Raw genomic sequence first — 17,040 nt, forward strand, 5'->3', positions numbered from 1 at the left:
CATGTTGGCGTAGCCCTTCAGGTACACGTCCTCGTACTTCACGTTGCGCCACAGGCGCTCGACGAAGATGTTGTCCAGCGCCCGTCCTCGCCCATCCATGCTGATGGCCACGCCTTCGCGCTTGAGCACGCTGGTAAAGGCGTCACTGGTGAACTGCGAGCCCTGGTCGCTGTTGAATACCTCGGGCTTGCCGTGGTGGCGCAATGCCTCCTCCAGACAGTCCACGCAGAACGACGCGTCCATGCTGTTGCTGATGCGCCAGGCCAGCACACGACGCGAGTACCAATCGATGACCGCCACCAGGTAGGCAAAGCCGCGCGCCAGCCGAATGTACGTCAGGTCCGTACTCCACACCTGGTTCGGCCGCGTGACCGCCACCCCGCGCAGCAGATAGGGATAGACCTTGTGCTGCGGGTGCGGCTTGCTCGTGGACGGCCCCGGCGCCATGCCCGCCAAGCCCATTTCCCGCATCAGGCGCTGCACGCGCTTGCGGTTGACGCGGTGCTCTCGGCCTCGCAGGAAGACCGCCATGCGCCGGCTGCCGTAGAACGGGCGGCTGGTGTACTCCTCGTCGATCAGGGCGCGCAGCTGGCCGTCCTCCTCCTCGATGCATTCCTGTCGGGCCGCCGCCTCCAGCCGCCGATACACGGTCGAACGCGGCACGCCGGCCAGCTCGCACTGCATCGTCAGCGGTATCTTGTCCTCGCGCTCGATCCACCGTGCCCGCTCGGCCGGACTCATTCCCCAAGCTTTTTTTTGAGCCAATCCACCTGCATCTTCAGCTTGCCGATCTCGCTGTACAGCTTGTCCTCCGGGCTGCTTTCGTCCACCGGCTTCGGCCCGCGCTTGACGTCGAACAGGGCGCCGGCGTTCTCCAGGATCTCCTTCTTCCACTGGCCCACCAGTACTGGATGCACGCCGAATTCCTGCGCAATCTCCGTCACCGTCTTCACCCCACGCACCGCTTCCAACCCAACCTTGGCCTTGAACTCGGCGCTGTGCACCCTGCGTTTTTTACCTTCACTCATTCGCTGTCATCCTTTCGCGGACGACAGCTTAAACCACCGTCTCAGATTCGGGGTCCACTATAATGTGCCTGCCACATTCTGATTTCATTGCGCCACCGTCCAAGCGGTGGCGATTCATCTTTTGTTCTAGCAGCCTTCGATGGCCTTCTTTACCTGCTCACGTGCTGACACGCATCAGACATTATTATCATTATGTCGGCTGATTCCATCACGGCTCCCGCACTAGTTCGCCCGCCACACCGTCCCGTCCCAGGTACGGTAAAAATTATGGCTTTGGTGGAAAGATTCGTATAAAATCGACGCATAGAGATTTTCCAAGTGTCGTAACTAGTTGATTGATAAGGATTGTCGTGGAAAGTTTCCCGAGAAAAGAGTTGGTGAAGGTGGTTCAATCGGGAATGACCGGTTCGCGTAGCGCGTTCGCGCTCGCAGTTGGCCGGTTTGCTTCAAAGCTTAAACAAACCGACTTGGCGCTAGCCCAAGAGCTTGCGCAGTTCCTCTCTGTTGACAATGTCATGCGCGGCGCCGGGGACTTCGTCCCGACGCCAGTAGATGCCGATTCGCGAATGGAGCTTGTAGAAACCATCTTCCCAGTGGTTTTGCCAAAACGGCCTGTCTTTAGCAACACGGTTGACGGCGTGCTGTCAGGCGTGATGAAAGAATGGCGCAGCCTCGAACTGCTAATGCAGGAAGGCTTGGCGCCGGCAAGGATGTTGCTATTTTGCGGCAAGCCTGGCGTCGGCAAGACGCTTGCTGCGCACTGGTTGGCACAAGAACTCAAGTTGCCTCTGCTGACGTTGAATCTGGCGACGGTCATGAGCAGCTATCTTGGGAAAACTGGCAACAATGTACGCGCTGTGTTCGATCATGCAATCTCTCGACCATGCGTCTTGCTACTCGATGAGTTCGACGCGATCGCAAAGCGGCGCGATGACGACAGCGATGTCGGCGAACTCAAGCGCTTGGTCAACGTGCTCTTGCAGGCCCTCGACGACTGGCCAGCGAACTCGCTGTTAATTGCGGCAACGAATCACGGTGAACTCCTCGACCCTGCAGTGTGGCGCCGGTTCGATCACGTCGTCCAGTTCGAGCCCCCTTCACCGGAGTTGATTGTGGAGTATTTGCAGGATCTGCCGATGGGCGAGAACATCCGCCGGAATCTGGCTGCCCTGCTGCACGGGGAATCGTTCAGCTCGATCGGCCACCTCATCCATTCGTCTCGTAAAACCGCCCTCCTCGAGCAATCGGCGCTCGTACCGATTCTGGTCAAGAATGCCTTGCAGCTCAGGATGAGAAAAGGCGACATGGTTAAACCGCATGAAGGCGAGATGCTTCTGTTGCATCTGGAAGGCCTATCGCGACGGGAAATCGCATCTCGGCTGGGGAAAACCCATCCTACAGTGAGCAGTGTCATCAAACGTTACCTCGGGGAGTAATCAGGAATGGCGGCAACGAACATCATTTTGGGATACGGCGAGACGCTCACGCAGCCTTTCACGCTCAAGCGCGGATCGGGACTTAAAAAGTACCCGTATAACATCGCGCAGCAGCGAGAATTCTTGGGCAAGCAACTTGATCTGTTATTGCACACCCATCATGCACAGCCGCCGGCGCTCAAGCCTCGCGGCGAGTCCGTTGCCAGGTTTACGTTACATCCTGCCTTCCTCGCTAAAACACATCATCCCAATAACCTGCTCAAGGCAAGCGGCTTGCGTTGCGTGGGAAGTCGCTCAGCTCGCGTAGTGCCGCGCGACGTCGCAAGCAGCCGCCAACGTGCAGGTGAAGCGACCTTCACCGCAGCTTTGTATGTCGCAGGTACCGAGGTAGCATTCAGTAAGTTGAAGAGAATGCTTTTTTCGGAAGAGATTTCCGAAACGCAGCAGAAGGCACTCTGTCGATTCGAACTCCTGGAGGAGTTCAGCGCTGCGGACAAGAACTTCGCCAGGAATTCGGATCAAGCGCTGGCCTCTCTTGAGGTTGTCCTGCATGCCGCTGTCGAAGATGCCGACATCATCAAAGCGTTCGCATCCTACGTCGCCTCGCTAGGTGGAACAGCTGAAGTATCACGTGCGCTGAGCGTATCTGCCCTGACATTCATTCCAGTGCGCCTGGCGGCCGCTAAAGCGCAGGATCTGGCAGCGTTCCAATTTGTGCGGGCGGTGCGGGTGATGCCGTCATTACGTATCGGCGGCAGGGACATGCGTAGCTCGAGCGTCGTCGCGCCTGCTTTAACTGAGCAGCCGGCGATCGACACCAAGCTGAAGGTTGCAGTGTTCGACGGCGGCATCGGTCACACCGACCTGGGCCGGTGGGTACAAGAGACAATCTTGCCAGGTGCAGAGACGACCTCGGCGGCCTATCTCAATCATGGCAACGGTGTGACCAGCGCTCTGCTGTTCGGACCACTTGACGAAGATAGCGAGCAGTTCCCGCGCCCTTATGCAGACGTGCATCACTACCGCTGCATCAGCCCGTCGTTGCAGCTTTCCGATAATGTGCCCGATGTCGACCTCTACGATGTGCTCAAGAATATCGACCATGTCCTCAAAACTGAGCAATACGACTTTGTGAACTTCAGCATCGGGCCATATATGCCGATGGATGATGACGAGGTCCATCCATGGACGGCGCTAATCGACAGTCATCTCGCCTCTGGCAACACGCTGGCAGCTATCGCGGTCGGTAATGATGGCGAAAAGGAATGGCCGGAGAGCCGGGTGCAGCCTCCTTCCGATATGGTCAATGCCCTGGCGGTGGGCGCCTGCGACGGCACAGGTTTGTCCTGGGAGCGCGCGCCCTATAGCTCACACGGTCCCGGCCGCAGCCCTGGCATGATCAAACCCGATGGCGTAGCCTTCGGTGGTTCGGAAGAGGAACCCTTCGTCGTCTACAACGCTCTCAGTGGTCACTACGCTCACACGACAGGCACCAGTTTTAGCTCTCCAGCGACCCTTAGAACAGCGATCGGCGTGAAGGTCTCCCTCAATTCTCCGTTGAGCGTTTTAGCGGTTCGCGCCTTGATGTCGCACCACGCTAGCCGGCCAAAGCACATGCTGATGAGCCACATCGGACACGGCCGGTTTCCTCAAAGTGTCGATGAAGTCTTGACGTGCGAGGACAACGAAGTGCGAGTAATCTATCAGGGCACCCTGCAGGCCGGACAGAATCTGCGCGCGCTCATCCCGTTCCCCTCCCTGCCATTGAATGGGAAAGTCACTCTTCGCGCGACGCTGTGCTTTGCCAGTCATACCGATCCTGAACACGCTGTGAATTACACGCGTGCCGGGCTGACGGTGCTGTTGCGTCCGAAGAAGACGTCGAAGAAAACGATGCCATTTTTCTCGTCATCGAAGATGTACACGACCGAGCTCGAAGCGCGCACTGACGAGCAAAAGTGGGAGACGACGCTCAAACATGAACATCGGTTCAACGTCGACACGCTAGACGATCCGCTTTTCGACATCACGTACGGCGCGCGTGAGGACGGACAAAGCGTCGACAACGCCGCCCTCCCCGCTTTGCCATATGCGATGGTTGTAACAGTCGCCGCTGAAGACACGCCTGGCGTCTACAATAATATTCGGCAGCGCTACGGTAATCCCCCCATTTTTAGAGCACGCTAAAAGTAGAGGCTAAGCGGCCAGTGCCAATTTCTGTTTTGGCGTGATACCGCCGAGTGCCATGTTGGGCCGGTCGTGATTGTAGGTCCACAACCAGTTGGTAGCAAATTCCTGGATCTCTTCGAGCGTCTCGAACAGGTGATGCGCAAGCCAATCGTAACGCACAGTCCTGTTGTATCGCTCGACGTAGGCGTTCTGTTGCGGTTGTCCTGGCTGGATGAAATCGATGCGGATGCCGCGTTTTGCAGCCCACGCCAAAGTCACCGCGCTGATGTATTCAGGGCCGTTGTCGCAGCGGATGGCTTCCGGTTTGCCGCGCCATTCGATGATCCGGTCGAGCGAGCGTATCACGCGCTCGGACGGCAGCGAGAAATCGACTTCGATCCCCAAGCCCTCGCGGTTGAAATCATCGATGACGTTGAACAAACGGATGCTCCGCCCGTCGGCGAGCTGGTCGTGCATGAAGTCCATCGACCAGCTCTGATTGATCGCGAGCGGCACCGCCAGCGGCAGCGGCTTTTCACGTACCAGACGATGACGCGGCTTGATCCGCAGATTCAGCTCGAGCTCGCGGTAAATCCTGTAGACGCGCTTGTGGTTCCATCTGAAGCCCTTGACGTTGCGCAGATACAGGAAGCACAGCCCGAAGCCCCAGTTGCGCTGGTTGTTCGTCAGTCGCACCAGCCAGTCCGCGATGAGGACGTTTTCCGCATCCAGCTTGGCCTTGTAGCGGTAGCAGGTCTGGCTGATGCCAAACGCTTTGCACGCCAGCTTGACCGTGGCTGCCCGCTCCGTTACGGCCCATTGCGCCATCTCCCGCCGCTGAGATGGCGCTACCATTTTTTTGTGAGCGCCTCCGCGACGATCTCTGCCTTGAGGCGCTCCTCGACGTACATCTTCTTGAGCCGCCGGTTTTCCTCTTCCAACTCCTTCATGCGTGCCATCAACGAGGCGTCCATTCCGCCGAATTTGGAGCGCCACTTGTAGAACGTGGCGTTGCTGATGCCGTGCTCGCGGCACAGCTCTGGCACCGGGCTACCGGCTTCGGCTTGCTTGAGGATGGCGATAATCTGGCTGTCGGTAAAGCGGGACGTCTTCATGTAGAGCTTTCTGTGTCTTAAGTAGAAAATTCTACTTCTGAACGCGCTCTTTTTGTGGGGGGATTACCCTACCAGACGCTGCAACCAGTCGAGATTCGCCAAGAGGTGCGCATTCAGAGCGGCACCGGGAAATCTCAACCGAGTTAAATTCCCGTAAAACAGTACGTTTCAATGTCTGAACAGATAGCCGCCGTCCTCGAAGAAATTTCCGTTCCGCCTATGGAGGTGATGACGGTATCACGCGACCTGGATGGGTCCGTTGGGTCTAATCGCGAGTGGCATGTGCCGAGGCAGATCAGCGCGAACACCGATGTCGCGGCGGTGCTGGCTTGGCTCGCGAACTTTGTCCATAAAAAGGCCACGTTCGACGCCTATCGAAAAGAGGCTGAGCGGCTGCTTCTCTGGTGTGTGCTTCAGCGTGCCAAGCCGCTGTCTTCCCTGACGCACGAAGATTGGTTGGCCTATCAGGCATTCTTGGGCAACCCCTTGCCCCGAGACCGATGGGTGAGTGAACAGAGTCGCAGACATCCTCGCAATGATCCGCGTTGGCGCCCGTTCGCAGGGGCATTGTCAGCGTCAAGTCAAAGGCAGGCGGGTATCATATTGACGTCGATGTTCGCCTGGCTTGTCAGTGCAGGCTACCTGGCAGGCAATCCGCTCTCGCTTTCCCGCCAAAGAGGTCGCGCACGGGCGCCTCGTATTGAACGCTATTTTGACGATGAACTCTGGCTAGAAGTAAAGGCCACGATTGACGCCATGCCGCGCGAAACGCCGAGGGAGCGTGAGCGATATCTGCGACTGCGGTGGTTGTTCACATTGCTCTATGTGTGCGGTATACGCATCTCGGAGATTGCCGAGAACAATATGGGCAGTTTCTTCTGCAGGCGCGACCGCGATGGCAGCGAACGGTGGTGGCTCGAGATCCTCGGCAAAGGAAGTAAGGTACGCCTAGTGCCGGCGACCAATGAATTGATGAACGAACTCGGCCGATATAGGCGTGAACTAAGCTTCCCTGCGCTGCCTGTACCTGGAGAGTCGACGCCGCTGCTACTGCCCATCGGCGGGAAGCCTAAGGCGATGAGTCGCGGCGGGATCCACGATATCATCAAGGCTGTTTTCGCGATGACGGCCGAGCGAATCGAGCTCAAGGGACCACAATTCGTGCATGTTGCTCATCGAGTCAGTCAGGCATCGGCGCACTGGTTGCGGCATACCGCGGGGTCACACATGGCGAACAACTCCGTAGACTTGCGGCATGTCAGAGACAATCTGGGTCACGCTTCGATCAGCACCACTAGTGGTTATCTGCACGCACCGGACGACACGCGGCACAACGATACTGAAGACAAGCATCGAGCGAATTGGTAGCGTCGGCAGAAAAGACACAGCGATTCTTAGCTTTGGCAGCATTAGCCGACGTTCTTAACCAGGACAATGACCCCCTCATGCTCAAGGCGTCCGTTCGCCTCGGCAGCGGGACGCGCTGTACACTCGCGTTGGCCCTGGAACTCGCCCATGCCTACGCTAGTAATTGGCCGGGTACAGTTCGCGCTCGACCAACTCGATCATTATATGGATGATCTTGATGTGTAGCTCTTGAGTACGGTCAGCAAAATTACCGCCCGGGCAGCTGATGCAGACGTCTGAGAAGTCCTCCAATGGCGAGCCAGCAGTCCCTGTCAAAGCGATCACGACCATACCAAGCTTTTGCGCCATCTGGGCCGCGACCAGAATCGAAGGGCTTTTCCCGCTCGTACTGATCGCGAGCAGTACATCGCCCGCACGACCATGGGACTCGATGTAACGGGCGAACACCTGATCGTATCCATAGTCGTTTGCAACGCAGGTGATATGAGTTGGGTCGCTAATTGCGGTTGCGGCGATCCCGGGCCGATCACGACGGAAGCGTCCTGTCAGTTCTTCCGCGAAATGCATGGCGTCGCACATTGAACCGCCATTCCCGCAAGAAAAAGCCCTTCCTCCCTTGCCGAACGATGTCACCAGTACCTGTGCGGCGTCAGCCACGGTTTGCAGCTTGGTTGCGTCGTTCACGAACAAGTCCAGAGCGTGCCGCGCTTCGGTCAGCCCATTCTTGATATGTTCAATCATATGCTCTTCTCTATAAAATCAGTGACTTGCCGATGGCTCGAAGCCATGGACCTCGGTGGCCTGCTCGCAAGGCGTGCGCTCGACTTGCACTGTCGAATGGTAGATGTGAAATTCATCTGCGATTTCATGACGGACCGAGATCAGTAACGCTTCGAGATCCACATGCCCCGGATCGCAAACGATGTGCACGCTCAAGCTCACCTTGCCGCTTGTGATGGCCCACACGTGCAGGTCGTGGACGCTTGCAACGCCTGGCACTGCAAGAATCTTGGTTTTCACATCAGCTAAATCGATGCCTTCAGGTACACCTTCGAGCAAGACGTTCAAACTTGCTTTGAGCAGAATCCAAGTGCGCGGCAACACCCACAGTCCGATGGCCACAGCGATCAACGAATCGACCCAGGTGGCGCCGGTCCAGCGAATCACAAGCGCACCGACGATCACGCCAATCGATCCGAGCATGTCGCTCCATACTTCCAGATAAGCGCCTTTCACGTTCAGGCTAGCATCCTTACCGGCAGAAAGGAGCCGCATACTGATCAAGTTGATCACCAGGCCGAGCACCGCCACGATGAGCATGGCGCCAGAGGCTATCTCGGGCGGATCCTGCAGCCGCTTCCAGGCCTCAACAAGAATGTAAATGGCCACCATGAACAACAGAATCGCGTTGAGGGCTGCTGCCAGGATCTCGAAACGATAGTACCCAAAGCTACGCTTTGCGTCGGCCTGACGTCGCCCGATGTGAATTGCGGCCAGCGATATCGCGAGTGCGGCGGCATCTGTGAACATATGCGCCGCATCGGAAATCAAGGCGAGGCTATTCGTCATGATCCCGGCAATGAGCTCAGCGACCAGAAACGACGATGTCAGCCCTAGTGCTATCCACAGAGGACGAGCGTTCTGTGTAGGTGAAATGGCGTGCGAATGTGAATGCCCTGAACCCATGATATCTCCTCAATATCTTACATTTTTAAGTTGGCACTGGACCGACCGCCGGTCTTTGCATCGCATCCGGAACGTGTCAATGAATTTGAAACACCTGGTGGAATGATGAGAGTCTAACTCTCTTGTTCAGGCTGCTTTTTTCTCCGTGACTGGTGGATTGATCCATGCCGCTGTCGGCAATTTGGTCTGTCGTGGTACGCAGTGCTTGAAGCGGCCCGGCGTGCGTTGGTAGGCGCTTTCAAGCGTTGCCTGGCGCAGCTTGCGGATCTCGGCGGCACGGCCGGCATGGACGCTTTCCGGGGTCATCATGCCGATGCCGGAATGGCGGTGCTGCTGGTTGTACCAGGTGAAGAAGGCTGCGCAGTGGGCGCGTGCGTCAGCGAGCGAGCCAAAGCGCGCCGGGAAGCCGGGCCGGTACTTCAAGGTCTTGAATTGCGCCTCGGAATACGGGTTGTCATCCGAAACGTAAGGGCGGCTATGCGATTTGGCGATGCCCAGATCGCTCAGCAGCGTAGCGACCGGCTTGGAGCGCATGCTGCTGCCGCGATCGGCATGCAGGGTCAAGGTACCAGGCGCGATATTTTCCTTTGCGGCGCTGTCGGCGATCAGCTGTTCGGCCAGTTCGGCGGTCTCCCGTTCGGCCACCATCCAGCCGACGACGTAGCGGCTGAAGATGTCGAGGATGACGTACAGGTGGAAACAGGTGCCCCGGACCGGTCCCTTGAGTTTGGTGATGTCCCAGCTCCACACCTGGTTTGGTGCGACGGCCAGCAGTTCCGGCTTGGTGTACTCCGGATGGCGCAACTGGTTACGGCGTTCGCGCACGGCAGCGCAGCCTTGTAGCAGGCGGTACATCGTGCGTACCGACGCCACATAGCGCCCTTCGTCGAGCAGTTGAGCGTGGATGGCGGCCGGCGCACAATTGGCAAAGCGTGGGCTGTTGAGCACCTCCAGCACGACACGCCGCTCATGCTCGGACAACGCGAGCGGTGGCCGTCGGGCTGGCGCAGCCGGCGTCACGGGCGCTAACGAACCAGGTCGTTGCGCGGTGCGATGGCGATATAGTGCGCTGCGCGGCAATTGCAATGCGCGGCAGGCTGCGGCCACGCCAACTTCGCCGGCGAGGTGATTGGCGGCGCTGATCACTTCGGCTCGCTCGGCGTGTCGGCCGTACTCAGCCCCAGCAGGGTGGAAAGTTTTTTTTGGACGTCAATGATCAGGTCGGCCTTGGCCAACTTGTCTCGCAGGCGCGCCACCTCTGCCTCCAGGTCGCGCACCTTGCGGTCCTGAGCAGCAGCTAGGTCGACCTTTGGGCCACGCTTGCGCGCGAGGACTTGAGAGGCCGCAGCGGCCTGGCGTTGCTTGCGCCAAGTGGCCAGATGGGACGAATAAATGCCTTCGCGGCGGAGCAAGGCACCGATGTCGCCAGGCGCCTGGCAGGAGTCGGCAGCGGCAAGAATGCGCAGCTTCTCGGCGTTGGAAAACGTGCGTCGCTTGGCGACCGGGACGACCTCGGGATCGGGACGGTCCACTGGCGTGGCTGGGCTGCTGGGTTCGACAGAATTGCTGATTTGATGCTTTCGGCTGTGCATGTTGGGGACCTACCGCTGTACTCTAAATTAATCGGGTAGGTGTCTCAAGTTATATTGGCACAGGGGGATCGCGCAGCGGCGCGCAATTATTTGCGTACAGGCCAATCCTTACCTCAGTAGAAAAGCCGCCTGATGTGAACCACTTGCGGCGCAAGCACGGCCAAGAGCAGGATCAGCACCAGTGCAATGCCAGTTACGGCATCTACGTTGTCGAACCCTGCTGCAATCAAACCTACCGCCACCAGTGGGGCGATAAAGGGTAACAAAGCGACCGCTGCCTTGATCACGAACATCGCACCGTGCTGTTCGCACAATAAACAACTGTATAGCGCACGCAATGCGCCGGCCGTGAACGCGCACATTGCAAGCGGCATCAAATCGCTTGGCAAGAGGTTAGAGGCATGGTTAAGAGCATGTATGGCCCCTCCTGCGATAAACGGACTTGGAATTAGCAGAACGACGACAACGGCGAATCGCATATTTTCGTCCCGACCTGCCTCCTCTTCTTTGCCAACTGCGCGCTCGCATTTATTGCTATAAAGCATGATGACGGCAATTTGGTACAGGGCACTCGCAGCGAGCGAAAAGCTCTCCCAAAATATGGCGCCGTAAGCGGTCCACGCCAGTGACAGGACATTCGTTCCCAGCACAAGATGCGGCAAAACCACTTCAATCCCACTTGGTGTCAAACGCATAATCGACCTCTCCCTGATGGGCCGCACGAAGTGCATGGGCGAGCCAAACATGAGTGCCGGCACATACCGCTGACTCGCCCCTCAAGAGGCGGTGTGCTGTTCACACCGCCGGATACACAGCTTCACGCGGGTTTTAGACGGGGGTGACCACGCGCGTCTCACGCAGGGGGCCATCTGGATCCTTACGATGCGCCAGTCGATATAGAAGAGGCAGTACCAACAACGTTAGCGCCGTGGACGACAGGATGCCGCCGATAACCACCGTCGCCAGCGGGCGTTGTACCTCGGCGCCGGTGCCAGTGGCAATCGCCATTGGCACAAATCCCAAGGACGCAACTAGCGCCGTCATAAGGACCGGCCGCAGACGCGTTAGCGCTCCATGGGTGATCGCTTCGTCGAGCGACATGCCGTCTTCTCGCAGCGAGCGGATGAACGAAATCATTACCAGCCCGTTCAGCACGGCCACCCCAGACAAGGCGATGAAGCCGACCGCAGCGGTAATCGACAGCGGAATGCCTCGTAAAGCCAAGGCCGCGATCCCGCCGGTCAAGGCAAACGGGATGCCGGTGAACACCAACAGCCCGTCTTTGACGTTTCGGAACATCATAAATAGCAACATGAACACCAGGAACAACGCCAGCGGCACAACGATCTGCAAGCGCTGGGTAGCCGACTGAAGCTGTTCGAATGTCCCGCCCCAAGTGGTCCAATAGCCTGCAGGGATCTTCACGCCCTTGGCCAGAGCCTCCTCCGCTTCCGGCACGAAGCTGCCGATATCGCGGCCGCGTACATTGGCACTGACCACGATACGGCGTTTGCCGTCTTCGCGGCTGATCTGGTTCGGACCCGGTGCTAGATCGAGCGTTGCCAGTTCACCTAAGGGAATGAAGGCGGGAACGTCTTCATTGCCTCCAGCGCTTGTGCCTGAGGGTGGTGGCACTGCGATCGGCAGGCGACGAAGTGCATCCAAGTCTGCGCGTTGCACCTCTGGTAGCCGTACCACGATGGCGAAGCGGCGATCGCCTTCGAACATGGTGCCGGCCTCGCGTCCACCTGTGGCCGCAGAGATCGTGGCCTGCACATCAGTGATGTTCAGCCCGTAGCGCGCTGCCTTGTCCCGGTCAATATTGACTGTCAGCATCGGCAAACCGGTAGTCTGCTCTACCTTAACTTCAGCTGCGCCCGGCACGCGTTGTAGCACCGCGGCGATCTGAGCACCGGTCGATGCCAGCACTTCCATGTCGTCGCCATACAGCTTGACTGCGACGTCGCTACGCACGCCGGAGATTAGCTCGTTGAAACGCAGTTGAATAGGCTGCGAGAACTCATAGGCATTGCCGGTGTATTTTTCCGCCTCCTCTTGGATGGCTTCCACAAGTTCGGCGTGGCTGCGTTTCGGTTTCGGCCAGTCGGCCTCCGGCTTGAGCATGATGTAGCCGTCCGAGATGTTTTGCGGCATCGGATCGGATGCAATCTCGGCGGTACCGGTGCGGGCAAATATCCGTTCGATCTCGGGGAACTTCGCTTTGAGGCCGACCTCCAGCTTCTTCTGCATATCGACTGATTGGGTGAGGCTGGTCGCGGGAATGCGTAGCGCCTGGATCGCAATGTCGCCCTCATTCAAGTTGGGAATAAATTCGCTCCCGAGTCGTGTCGCCAGCAGTCCAGACAGGACCACGGTGACAATCGATGCCGTCAGCACGATCGGTCCGTTACGCAGGACAGCGCGCAATGCAGGCGCATAGGCATTACGCGCCATTGTCATTAAGCGGTTCTCCTTTTCGGCCACGCGCTTGCCGATGAACAGGGCAACGGCCGCGGGCACGAACGTGATCGACAGAATCATCGCGCCAAGCAAAGCTATGACGACAGCGAACGCCATCGGGTGGAACATTTTGCCCTCGACCCCGCTCAAAGCGAAAATCGGCAGGTACACAACCATAATGATCAACTGCCCGAACAGCAGTGGCCGGCGCGCTTCCTTTGCGGCCGCAAACACTTCACGGAAGCGCTCTTCCAAGGTTAGGTCACGTTTGGTCTGTTCTTGCGCGTGCGCCAGGCGCCGCACGCAGTTCTCCACGATCACGACCGCGCCATCGATGATGATGCCGAAGTCGAGAGCACCCAAGCTCATCAAGTTGGCACTGACCTTGTAGGTCACCATGCCGGTGAAGGTGAATAGCATCGACAGTGGAATGACCATCGCGGTAATAATCGCTGCGCGGATATTGCCCAGGAATAGGAACAAGATCACGATCACCAGGATCGCACCTTCGAGCAAATTCTTACGTACCGTGGAAATCGCCTTGTCGACCAGCACCGTACGGTCATACACGGGGACGGCCTTGACGCCAGCAGGCAAAGTCTTGTTGATCTCGACCATCTTCTCTGCAACGAGCTGCGAGACCTGCCGGCTGTTTTCGCCGATGAGCATGAATACGGTACCGAGCACAACTTCGGCACCGTTGTCGGTCGCGGCGCCCGTGCGCAGTTCGCGGCCGACGGCGACGTCCGCGACATCACGAATCCGAACCGCGACGCCATCGGTATTTTTCAGGATGGTGTTTTGGATGTCTTCGATGGTTCGCACCTGCCCCGGCGCGCGGATGAGAAGCTGTTCGCCCGAGCGCTCGATGTAGCCTGCCCCGGTGTTATCGTTATTGCGCTCAACCGCAGTGACGACGTCGGCCAGGGTCAGACCATAGGAACTGAGCCGGTTCGGATCCGGCGTGATGTGGTATTCCTTAGCGAAGCCACCGATCGAATTGATTTCGGTCACGCCCGGGACCTGACGCAACTGCGGCTTGATGATCCAGTCCTGCACTTCGCGCAAGTCAGTTGGCGTATAGGCTGTCCCGTCAGGCTTCTTTGCGCCTGCTTCTGTTTCGACCGTCCAGAGGTAGATCTCGCCCAAGCCAGTGGAAATTGGCCCCATCATGGGCGTTGCGCCCTCCGGCAGCCCTTCACGGGCTTCCTGCAGTCGCTGGTTGACCAGCTGGCGCGCGAAGTAGATGTCAGTACCATCCTGGAAAACGACTGTGACCTGCGACAGCCCGTAACGCGATAATGAGCGAGTCTGCTGCAGTCCAGGCAGGCCCGCCATCACGGTCTCGACCGGATAGGTAATGCGCTGCTCGACCTCGAGCGGCGAATAGCCTGGTGCCGAGGTGTTGATCTGAACCTGCACGTTAGTAATATCTGGCACAGCGTCGATCGGCAGACGCTGATAGTTGTAGACGCCAATTGCCGCCATGGCCAGGACTAGACCCATGATCAGCCATCGGCTGTCGATGGCGAAACGAATGATGCGTTCGAACATGGAAATCCCCTATTAGTGGTCGTGCTCGGCGCTGCCCTTGCCAAGTTCGGCCTTGAGCACGAAGCTGCCGCGATTAACGTAGCGCGTTCCTGCTGCCAGGCCCTTCAGGATTTCCACCCCTTTGCCGTCACTAATGCCGGCCACGATCGGCTGCGTGCGAAAGCCCCCTTCCGTCACTACAAACACTACTGGCTTGTCTTCCACCGTCTGGATAGCATCGGCCGGAATCGCCACAGCAGCCTGTTTAGTCCCTTGCACCAGTGCGACGTCCACGAACAGGCCAGGGCGCCACGCGCCGCCTGGGTTGTCGATCACGACGCGCGCTGTGGCGGCGCGGGACTGTGCCCCGACTAGTGAGCCGACATAACTTACCTTCCCAACGGCTTTCATATCAGAGCCGGTGGCACTGACAACCGCCGTTGCGCCGCTGCGCACGCTTGCCAAGTCTTTCGGTGTGACTGCGACATCGACCCAGACGCGCGAGAGGTCGGTTAGTACGAAAACATTGGTGTTTTCCTGCACCGCTTCGCCCCGCGTGATGTGCTTTTCAACGACGACAGCGTCGAACGGCGCACGCAACTCGTACCGGTTCAATGCGCCGCCTCCGGAGCCCACTTCAAGAGCTGCCAATTTCGAGCGCGCTGCCTGCAAGGTAAGCTCGGCCTCGCGAAGTGCCTGTTCGGCCTGCTGAAAGTCCTGCTGGGCAGAGATACGGTCCTCCCACAGTTTCTTTTCCCGCTCATAGATGGTTTTGGCCAGGCCGAGCCTTACCTGTGCCGCGCTCGCGGCGCTACGCAGGTCAGCCAGCTCCGGGCTTGAAATGACGGCTAGCACCTGGCCCTTCTTGACCGTTTGCCCCAGCTGCGCCGGCACTGATTCGGCGACGCCGCCCAGGCGCGGCACTACGTGAGCTGTCAGATCGTCGTTGACACGGACTTCGCCAGGCAGTTTGACAATGTTCTCGATCGTGGCCGCACCGGCAACGGCGGTCGTAATTCCGGCCTTTTCTGCCTGCATGACCGGCAGCTTGACCACTCCTTCGTCCTTGTGCTCATCCTCGGCGCGTTCGTCGCCTGCTCCACCGGCTTCTTTTGCGCCCTCCTTCTGACCGCTCTCGGCATGGCCATGGGCATCTTCGCCGGCGCTACCTTCAGCGCTTCCCTTGTTCCAGAACAGGATGGCCAGGGCCAGCACGACACCGACGGCCACGATTGCGGCAATGATTGGCAGATTTTTCTTACGATGATTTTGCAGGGGCGTCATTGCAGGTGTTCCTTGAAGATGGTGGTGCTCTCGGCATTAGTAGCCGGTGCGATTCGTTCGATATCAGTTGCTGCTCGATACCGATCGGACAGAGCGCGCAGATACAAGCTGCGTGCCTGAATTAATGCGCGCTGGGTGTCAAGAACGTCGAGAAACCCGAATTTTCCGAGTTCAAAACCAGTCACGGCAGCGTCATAGGCTTGCTGCGCCGCTGGCAGCATCTCGGACTTGAGGCTGTCGATCTGAAGCTGAGCGACCTCTGCACGCTGGTGAGCGTCCGCGATTTCCTCATACACCCGAAGCTGCTCGGCGCCTAATTCGTCGCGAGCCTGGTCGGCTCGTCTAAGTGCTGAGAGCATGTTCCCCTGGTTGCGATTGAAAAGTGGCAGCGGTACGGAGATACCAAAGACGGCTTCGCTCCCGCTGCGTTCACGATCCCGCTGGCTACCCACGGTCACCGTCACATCTGGTACCCGCGCCGAACGTTCCATGCCGACCAAAGCATCCTGCCGTTTGACTTGCGCTTCGGCCTGACGCAGTTGCGGCGACATGGTTAGCCGCTGCTCGAGCTCGTTCATCGTCGGTACGGCAGCGAACTCGACGGCTGGCATCTGGAGTGGCTGGGCAATCGCTCGCGAGCTGCCCATCAGTATCGCTAACTTGCGTTTGGCTGACTTCAGGTCGGCTGTTGCTTGGGTGAGGTCAAGACGCACGGCCGACTCTGCAACACTCGCACGGGTTTGTTCGACTGGCGATATCTTGCCGGCAGCGACGCGCCGACTCGCGGCATTCGTCGCCCGGCTTGCGACCTCAATGGCCGCCTCGGCCAGACCGACCCGCTCTTGCGCTGTCAAGGCCTCCAAATAGGCCGCCATAACGTCGGCACGCAACATCGCTCGTCGCACGTTCACTGCTTGGACGGCGAGTAGACGCTCTTGTTCGGCGACCGCGATGCGGGCGCTTCGTTTGCCGCCGAGCTCGATGAGCTGGGTAATCTGGGCGGTCTCGACCCTGGACCGACGGTCGGTTCCTTCGGTGGATAGAGCCAGCTCAGGATTGGGTATGACGCCTGCCTGAAGCCTCCCACCCTCGGCAATGCCGATCGCCTGTGATGCGGCTCGTAAGCCTGGGTTGCCTGCGTACGCAGCCTGCAACGCCTGCTGCAGGGTCAGCGGCAGTAGCGACGTATTCCCGGCGAGCGGCGGACTGTTTGGATCGCGCAAAATTTCCGTTTGCGCGTAAAGGGACGTCGACTGTGAAAACAGCAACAGCGCGCCCATGATCAACGATCTGGATTGCATAGATAACTCCGAAGTTAACGAATCGAAAGCTATCCGGCGACAGCGAGCACACCGGCCGAGTGCGTTGG

General features: G+C 58.6%; 11 protein-coding genes and 1 pseudogene. 3 read left to right on the forward strand and 9 right to left on the reverse strand.

From position 1 onward, the window contains the following. A pseudogene (locus HMPREF9710_RS24395) lies at positions 1 to 1,028 on the reverse strand (IS3 family transposase); the annotation flags it as partial. A gap of 350 nt (positions 1,029 to 1,378) precedes the next feature. Here HMPREF9710_RS24395 and HMPREF9710_RS24405 point away from each other — a divergent pair. Together HMPREF9710_RS24405 and HMPREF9710_RS24410 are read left to right on the forward strand one after the other, a co-directional pair. Next, positions 1,379 to 2,464, forward strand: coding sequence for an AAA family ATPase (locus HMPREF9710_RS24405; RefSeq protein WP_005670918.1), 1,086 nt, complete (start codon positions 1,379 to 1,381; stop codon positions 2,462 to 2,464). Between the two features lie 6 nt (positions 2,465 to 2,470). Continuing rightward, the gene (locus HMPREF9710_RS24410; protein WP_005670919.1) at positions 2,471 to 4,651 is read left to right on the forward strand and encodes a S8 family peptidase; all 2,181 of its coding nucleotides are present in this window, start codon (positions 2,471 to 2,473) and stop codon (positions 4,649 to 4,651) included. Positions 4,652 to 4,660: 9 nt separating this feature from the next. On the opposite strand, the gene HMPREF9710_RS24415 is transcribed toward HMPREF9710_RS24410, so the two are convergent. After that, positions 4,661 to 5,748, reverse strand: a protein-coding gene (locus tag HMPREF9710_RS24415) for an IS3 family transposase (RefSeq protein ID WP_085986720.1) whose coding sequence is annotated in 2 segments (ribosomal slippage) — positions 4,661 to 5,496 and positions 5,496 to 5,748 — 1,089 coding nt in all. Because the reading frame shifts where the segments join, the coding sequence is not laid out codon by codon here. Positions 5,749 to 5,919: 171 nt separating this feature from the next. On the opposite strand from HMPREF9710_RS24415, the gene HMPREF9710_RS24425 reads away from it, so the two are divergent. Beyond that, positions 5,920 to 7,116 (forward strand): tyrosine-type recombinase/integrase, encoded by a 1,197-nt coding sequence (locus tag HMPREF9710_RS24425; protein ID WP_005670921.1) that lies wholly within the window; start codon positions 5,920 to 5,922, stop codon positions 7,114 to 7,116. A gap of 156 nt (positions 7,117 to 7,272) precedes the next feature. On the opposite strand, the gene HMPREF9710_RS24430 is transcribed toward HMPREF9710_RS24425, so the two are convergent. The 7 genes from HMPREF9710_RS24430 to HMPREF9710_RS24465 all read right to left on the reverse strand — a co-directional run bounded on the left by HMPREF9710_RS24430 (position 7,273) and on the right by HMPREF9710_RS24465 (position 16,972). Next, the gene (locus HMPREF9710_RS24430) at positions 7,273 to 7,857 is read right to left on the reverse strand and encodes an SIS domain-containing protein (RefSeq protein WP_005670923.1); all 585 of its coding nucleotides are present in this window, start codon (positions 7,855 to 7,857) and stop codon (positions 7,273 to 7,275) included. Positions 7,858 to 7,875: 18 nt separating this feature from the next. Beyond that, on the reverse strand, positions 7,876 to 8,802 hold the full coding sequence (locus tag HMPREF9710_RS24435) for a cation diffusion facilitator family transporter (RefSeq protein ID WP_005670924.1): 927 nt from the start codon (positions 8,800 to 8,802) through the stop codon (positions 7,876 to 7,878). 126 nt (positions 8,803 to 8,928) lie between these two features. Continuing rightward, positions 8,929 to 10,394 (reverse strand): IS3 family transposase gene (locus tag HMPREF9710_RS24440; protein ID WP_371855218.1). Its coding sequence is split into 2 segments (ribosomal slippage): positions 8,929 to 9,998 and positions 9,998 to 10,394, totalling 1,467 coding nucleotides; the frame shifts between segments, so codons are not numbered across the junction. Between the two features lie 113 nt (positions 10,395 to 10,507). Next, entirely contained in the window at positions 10,508 to 11,089 is a 582-nt protein-coding gene (locus tag HMPREF9710_RS24450) for a hypothetical protein (protein WP_157225733.1), read from the reverse strand. 133 nt (positions 11,090 to 11,222) lie between these two features. After that, entirely contained in the window at positions 11,223 to 14,408 is a 3,186-nt protein-coding gene (locus tag HMPREF9710_RS24455) for a CusA/CzcA family heavy metal efflux RND transporter (protein ID WP_005670927.1), read from the reverse strand. Positions 14,409 to 14,420: 12 nt separating this feature from the next. Continuing rightward, the gene (locus tag HMPREF9710_RS24460) at positions 14,421 to 15,671 is read right to left on the reverse strand and encodes an efflux RND transporter periplasmic adaptor subunit (protein ID WP_005670929.1); all 1,251 of its coding nucleotides are present in this window, start codon (positions 15,669 to 15,671) and stop codon (positions 14,421 to 14,423) included. Further along, a complete protein-coding gene (locus HMPREF9710_RS24465) occupies positions 15,668 to 16,972 on the reverse strand; it encodes a TolC family protein (protein WP_005670931.1) in 1,305 nt (434 codons plus the stop codon). Before HMPREF9710_RS24465 ends, HMPREF9710_RS24460 begins: the two co-directional genes overlap by 4 nt. Positions 16,973 to 17,040 lie beyond the last annotated feature (68 nt).

Source organism: Massilia timonae CCUG 45783 (assembly GCF_000315425.1).
Lineage (GTDB): Bacteria > Pseudomonadota > Gammaproteobacteria > Burkholderiales > Burkholderiaceae_D > Telluria > Telluria timonae.

Coding starts and splice junctions, on each gene's coding strand:
- HMPREF9710_RS24435 (WP_005670924.1), bottom strand. CDS start 8,802: ATGGGTTCAGGGCATTCACATTCGCACGCCATTTCACCTACACAGAAC.
- HMPREF9710_RS24410 (WP_005670919.1), top strand. CDS start 2,471: ATGGCGGCAACGAACATCATTTTGGGATACGGCGAGACGCTCACGCAG.
- HMPREF9710_RS24455 (WP_005670927.1), bottom strand. CDS start 14,408: ATGTTCGAACGCATCATTCGTTTCGCCATCGACAGCCGATGGCTGATC.
- HMPREF9710_RS24460 (WP_005670929.1), bottom strand. CDS start 15,671: ATGACGCCCCTGCAAAATCATCGTAAGAAAAATCTGCCAATCATTGCC.
- HMPREF9710_RS24465 (WP_005670931.1), bottom strand. CDS start 16,972: ATGCAATCCAGATCGTTGATCATGGGCGCGCTGTTGCTGTTTTCACAG.
- HMPREF9710_RS24450 (WP_157225733.1), bottom strand. CDS start 11,089: ATGCGTTTGACACCAAGTGGGATTGAAGTGGTTTTGCCGCATCTTGTG.
- HMPREF9710_RS24430 (WP_005670923.1), bottom strand. CDS start 7,857: ATGATTGAACATATCAAGAATGGGCTGACCGAAGCGCGGCACGCTCTG.
- HMPREF9710_RS24425 (WP_005670921.1), top strand. CDS start 5,920: ATGTCTGAACAGATAGCCGCCGTCCTCGAAGAAATTTCCGTTCCGCCT.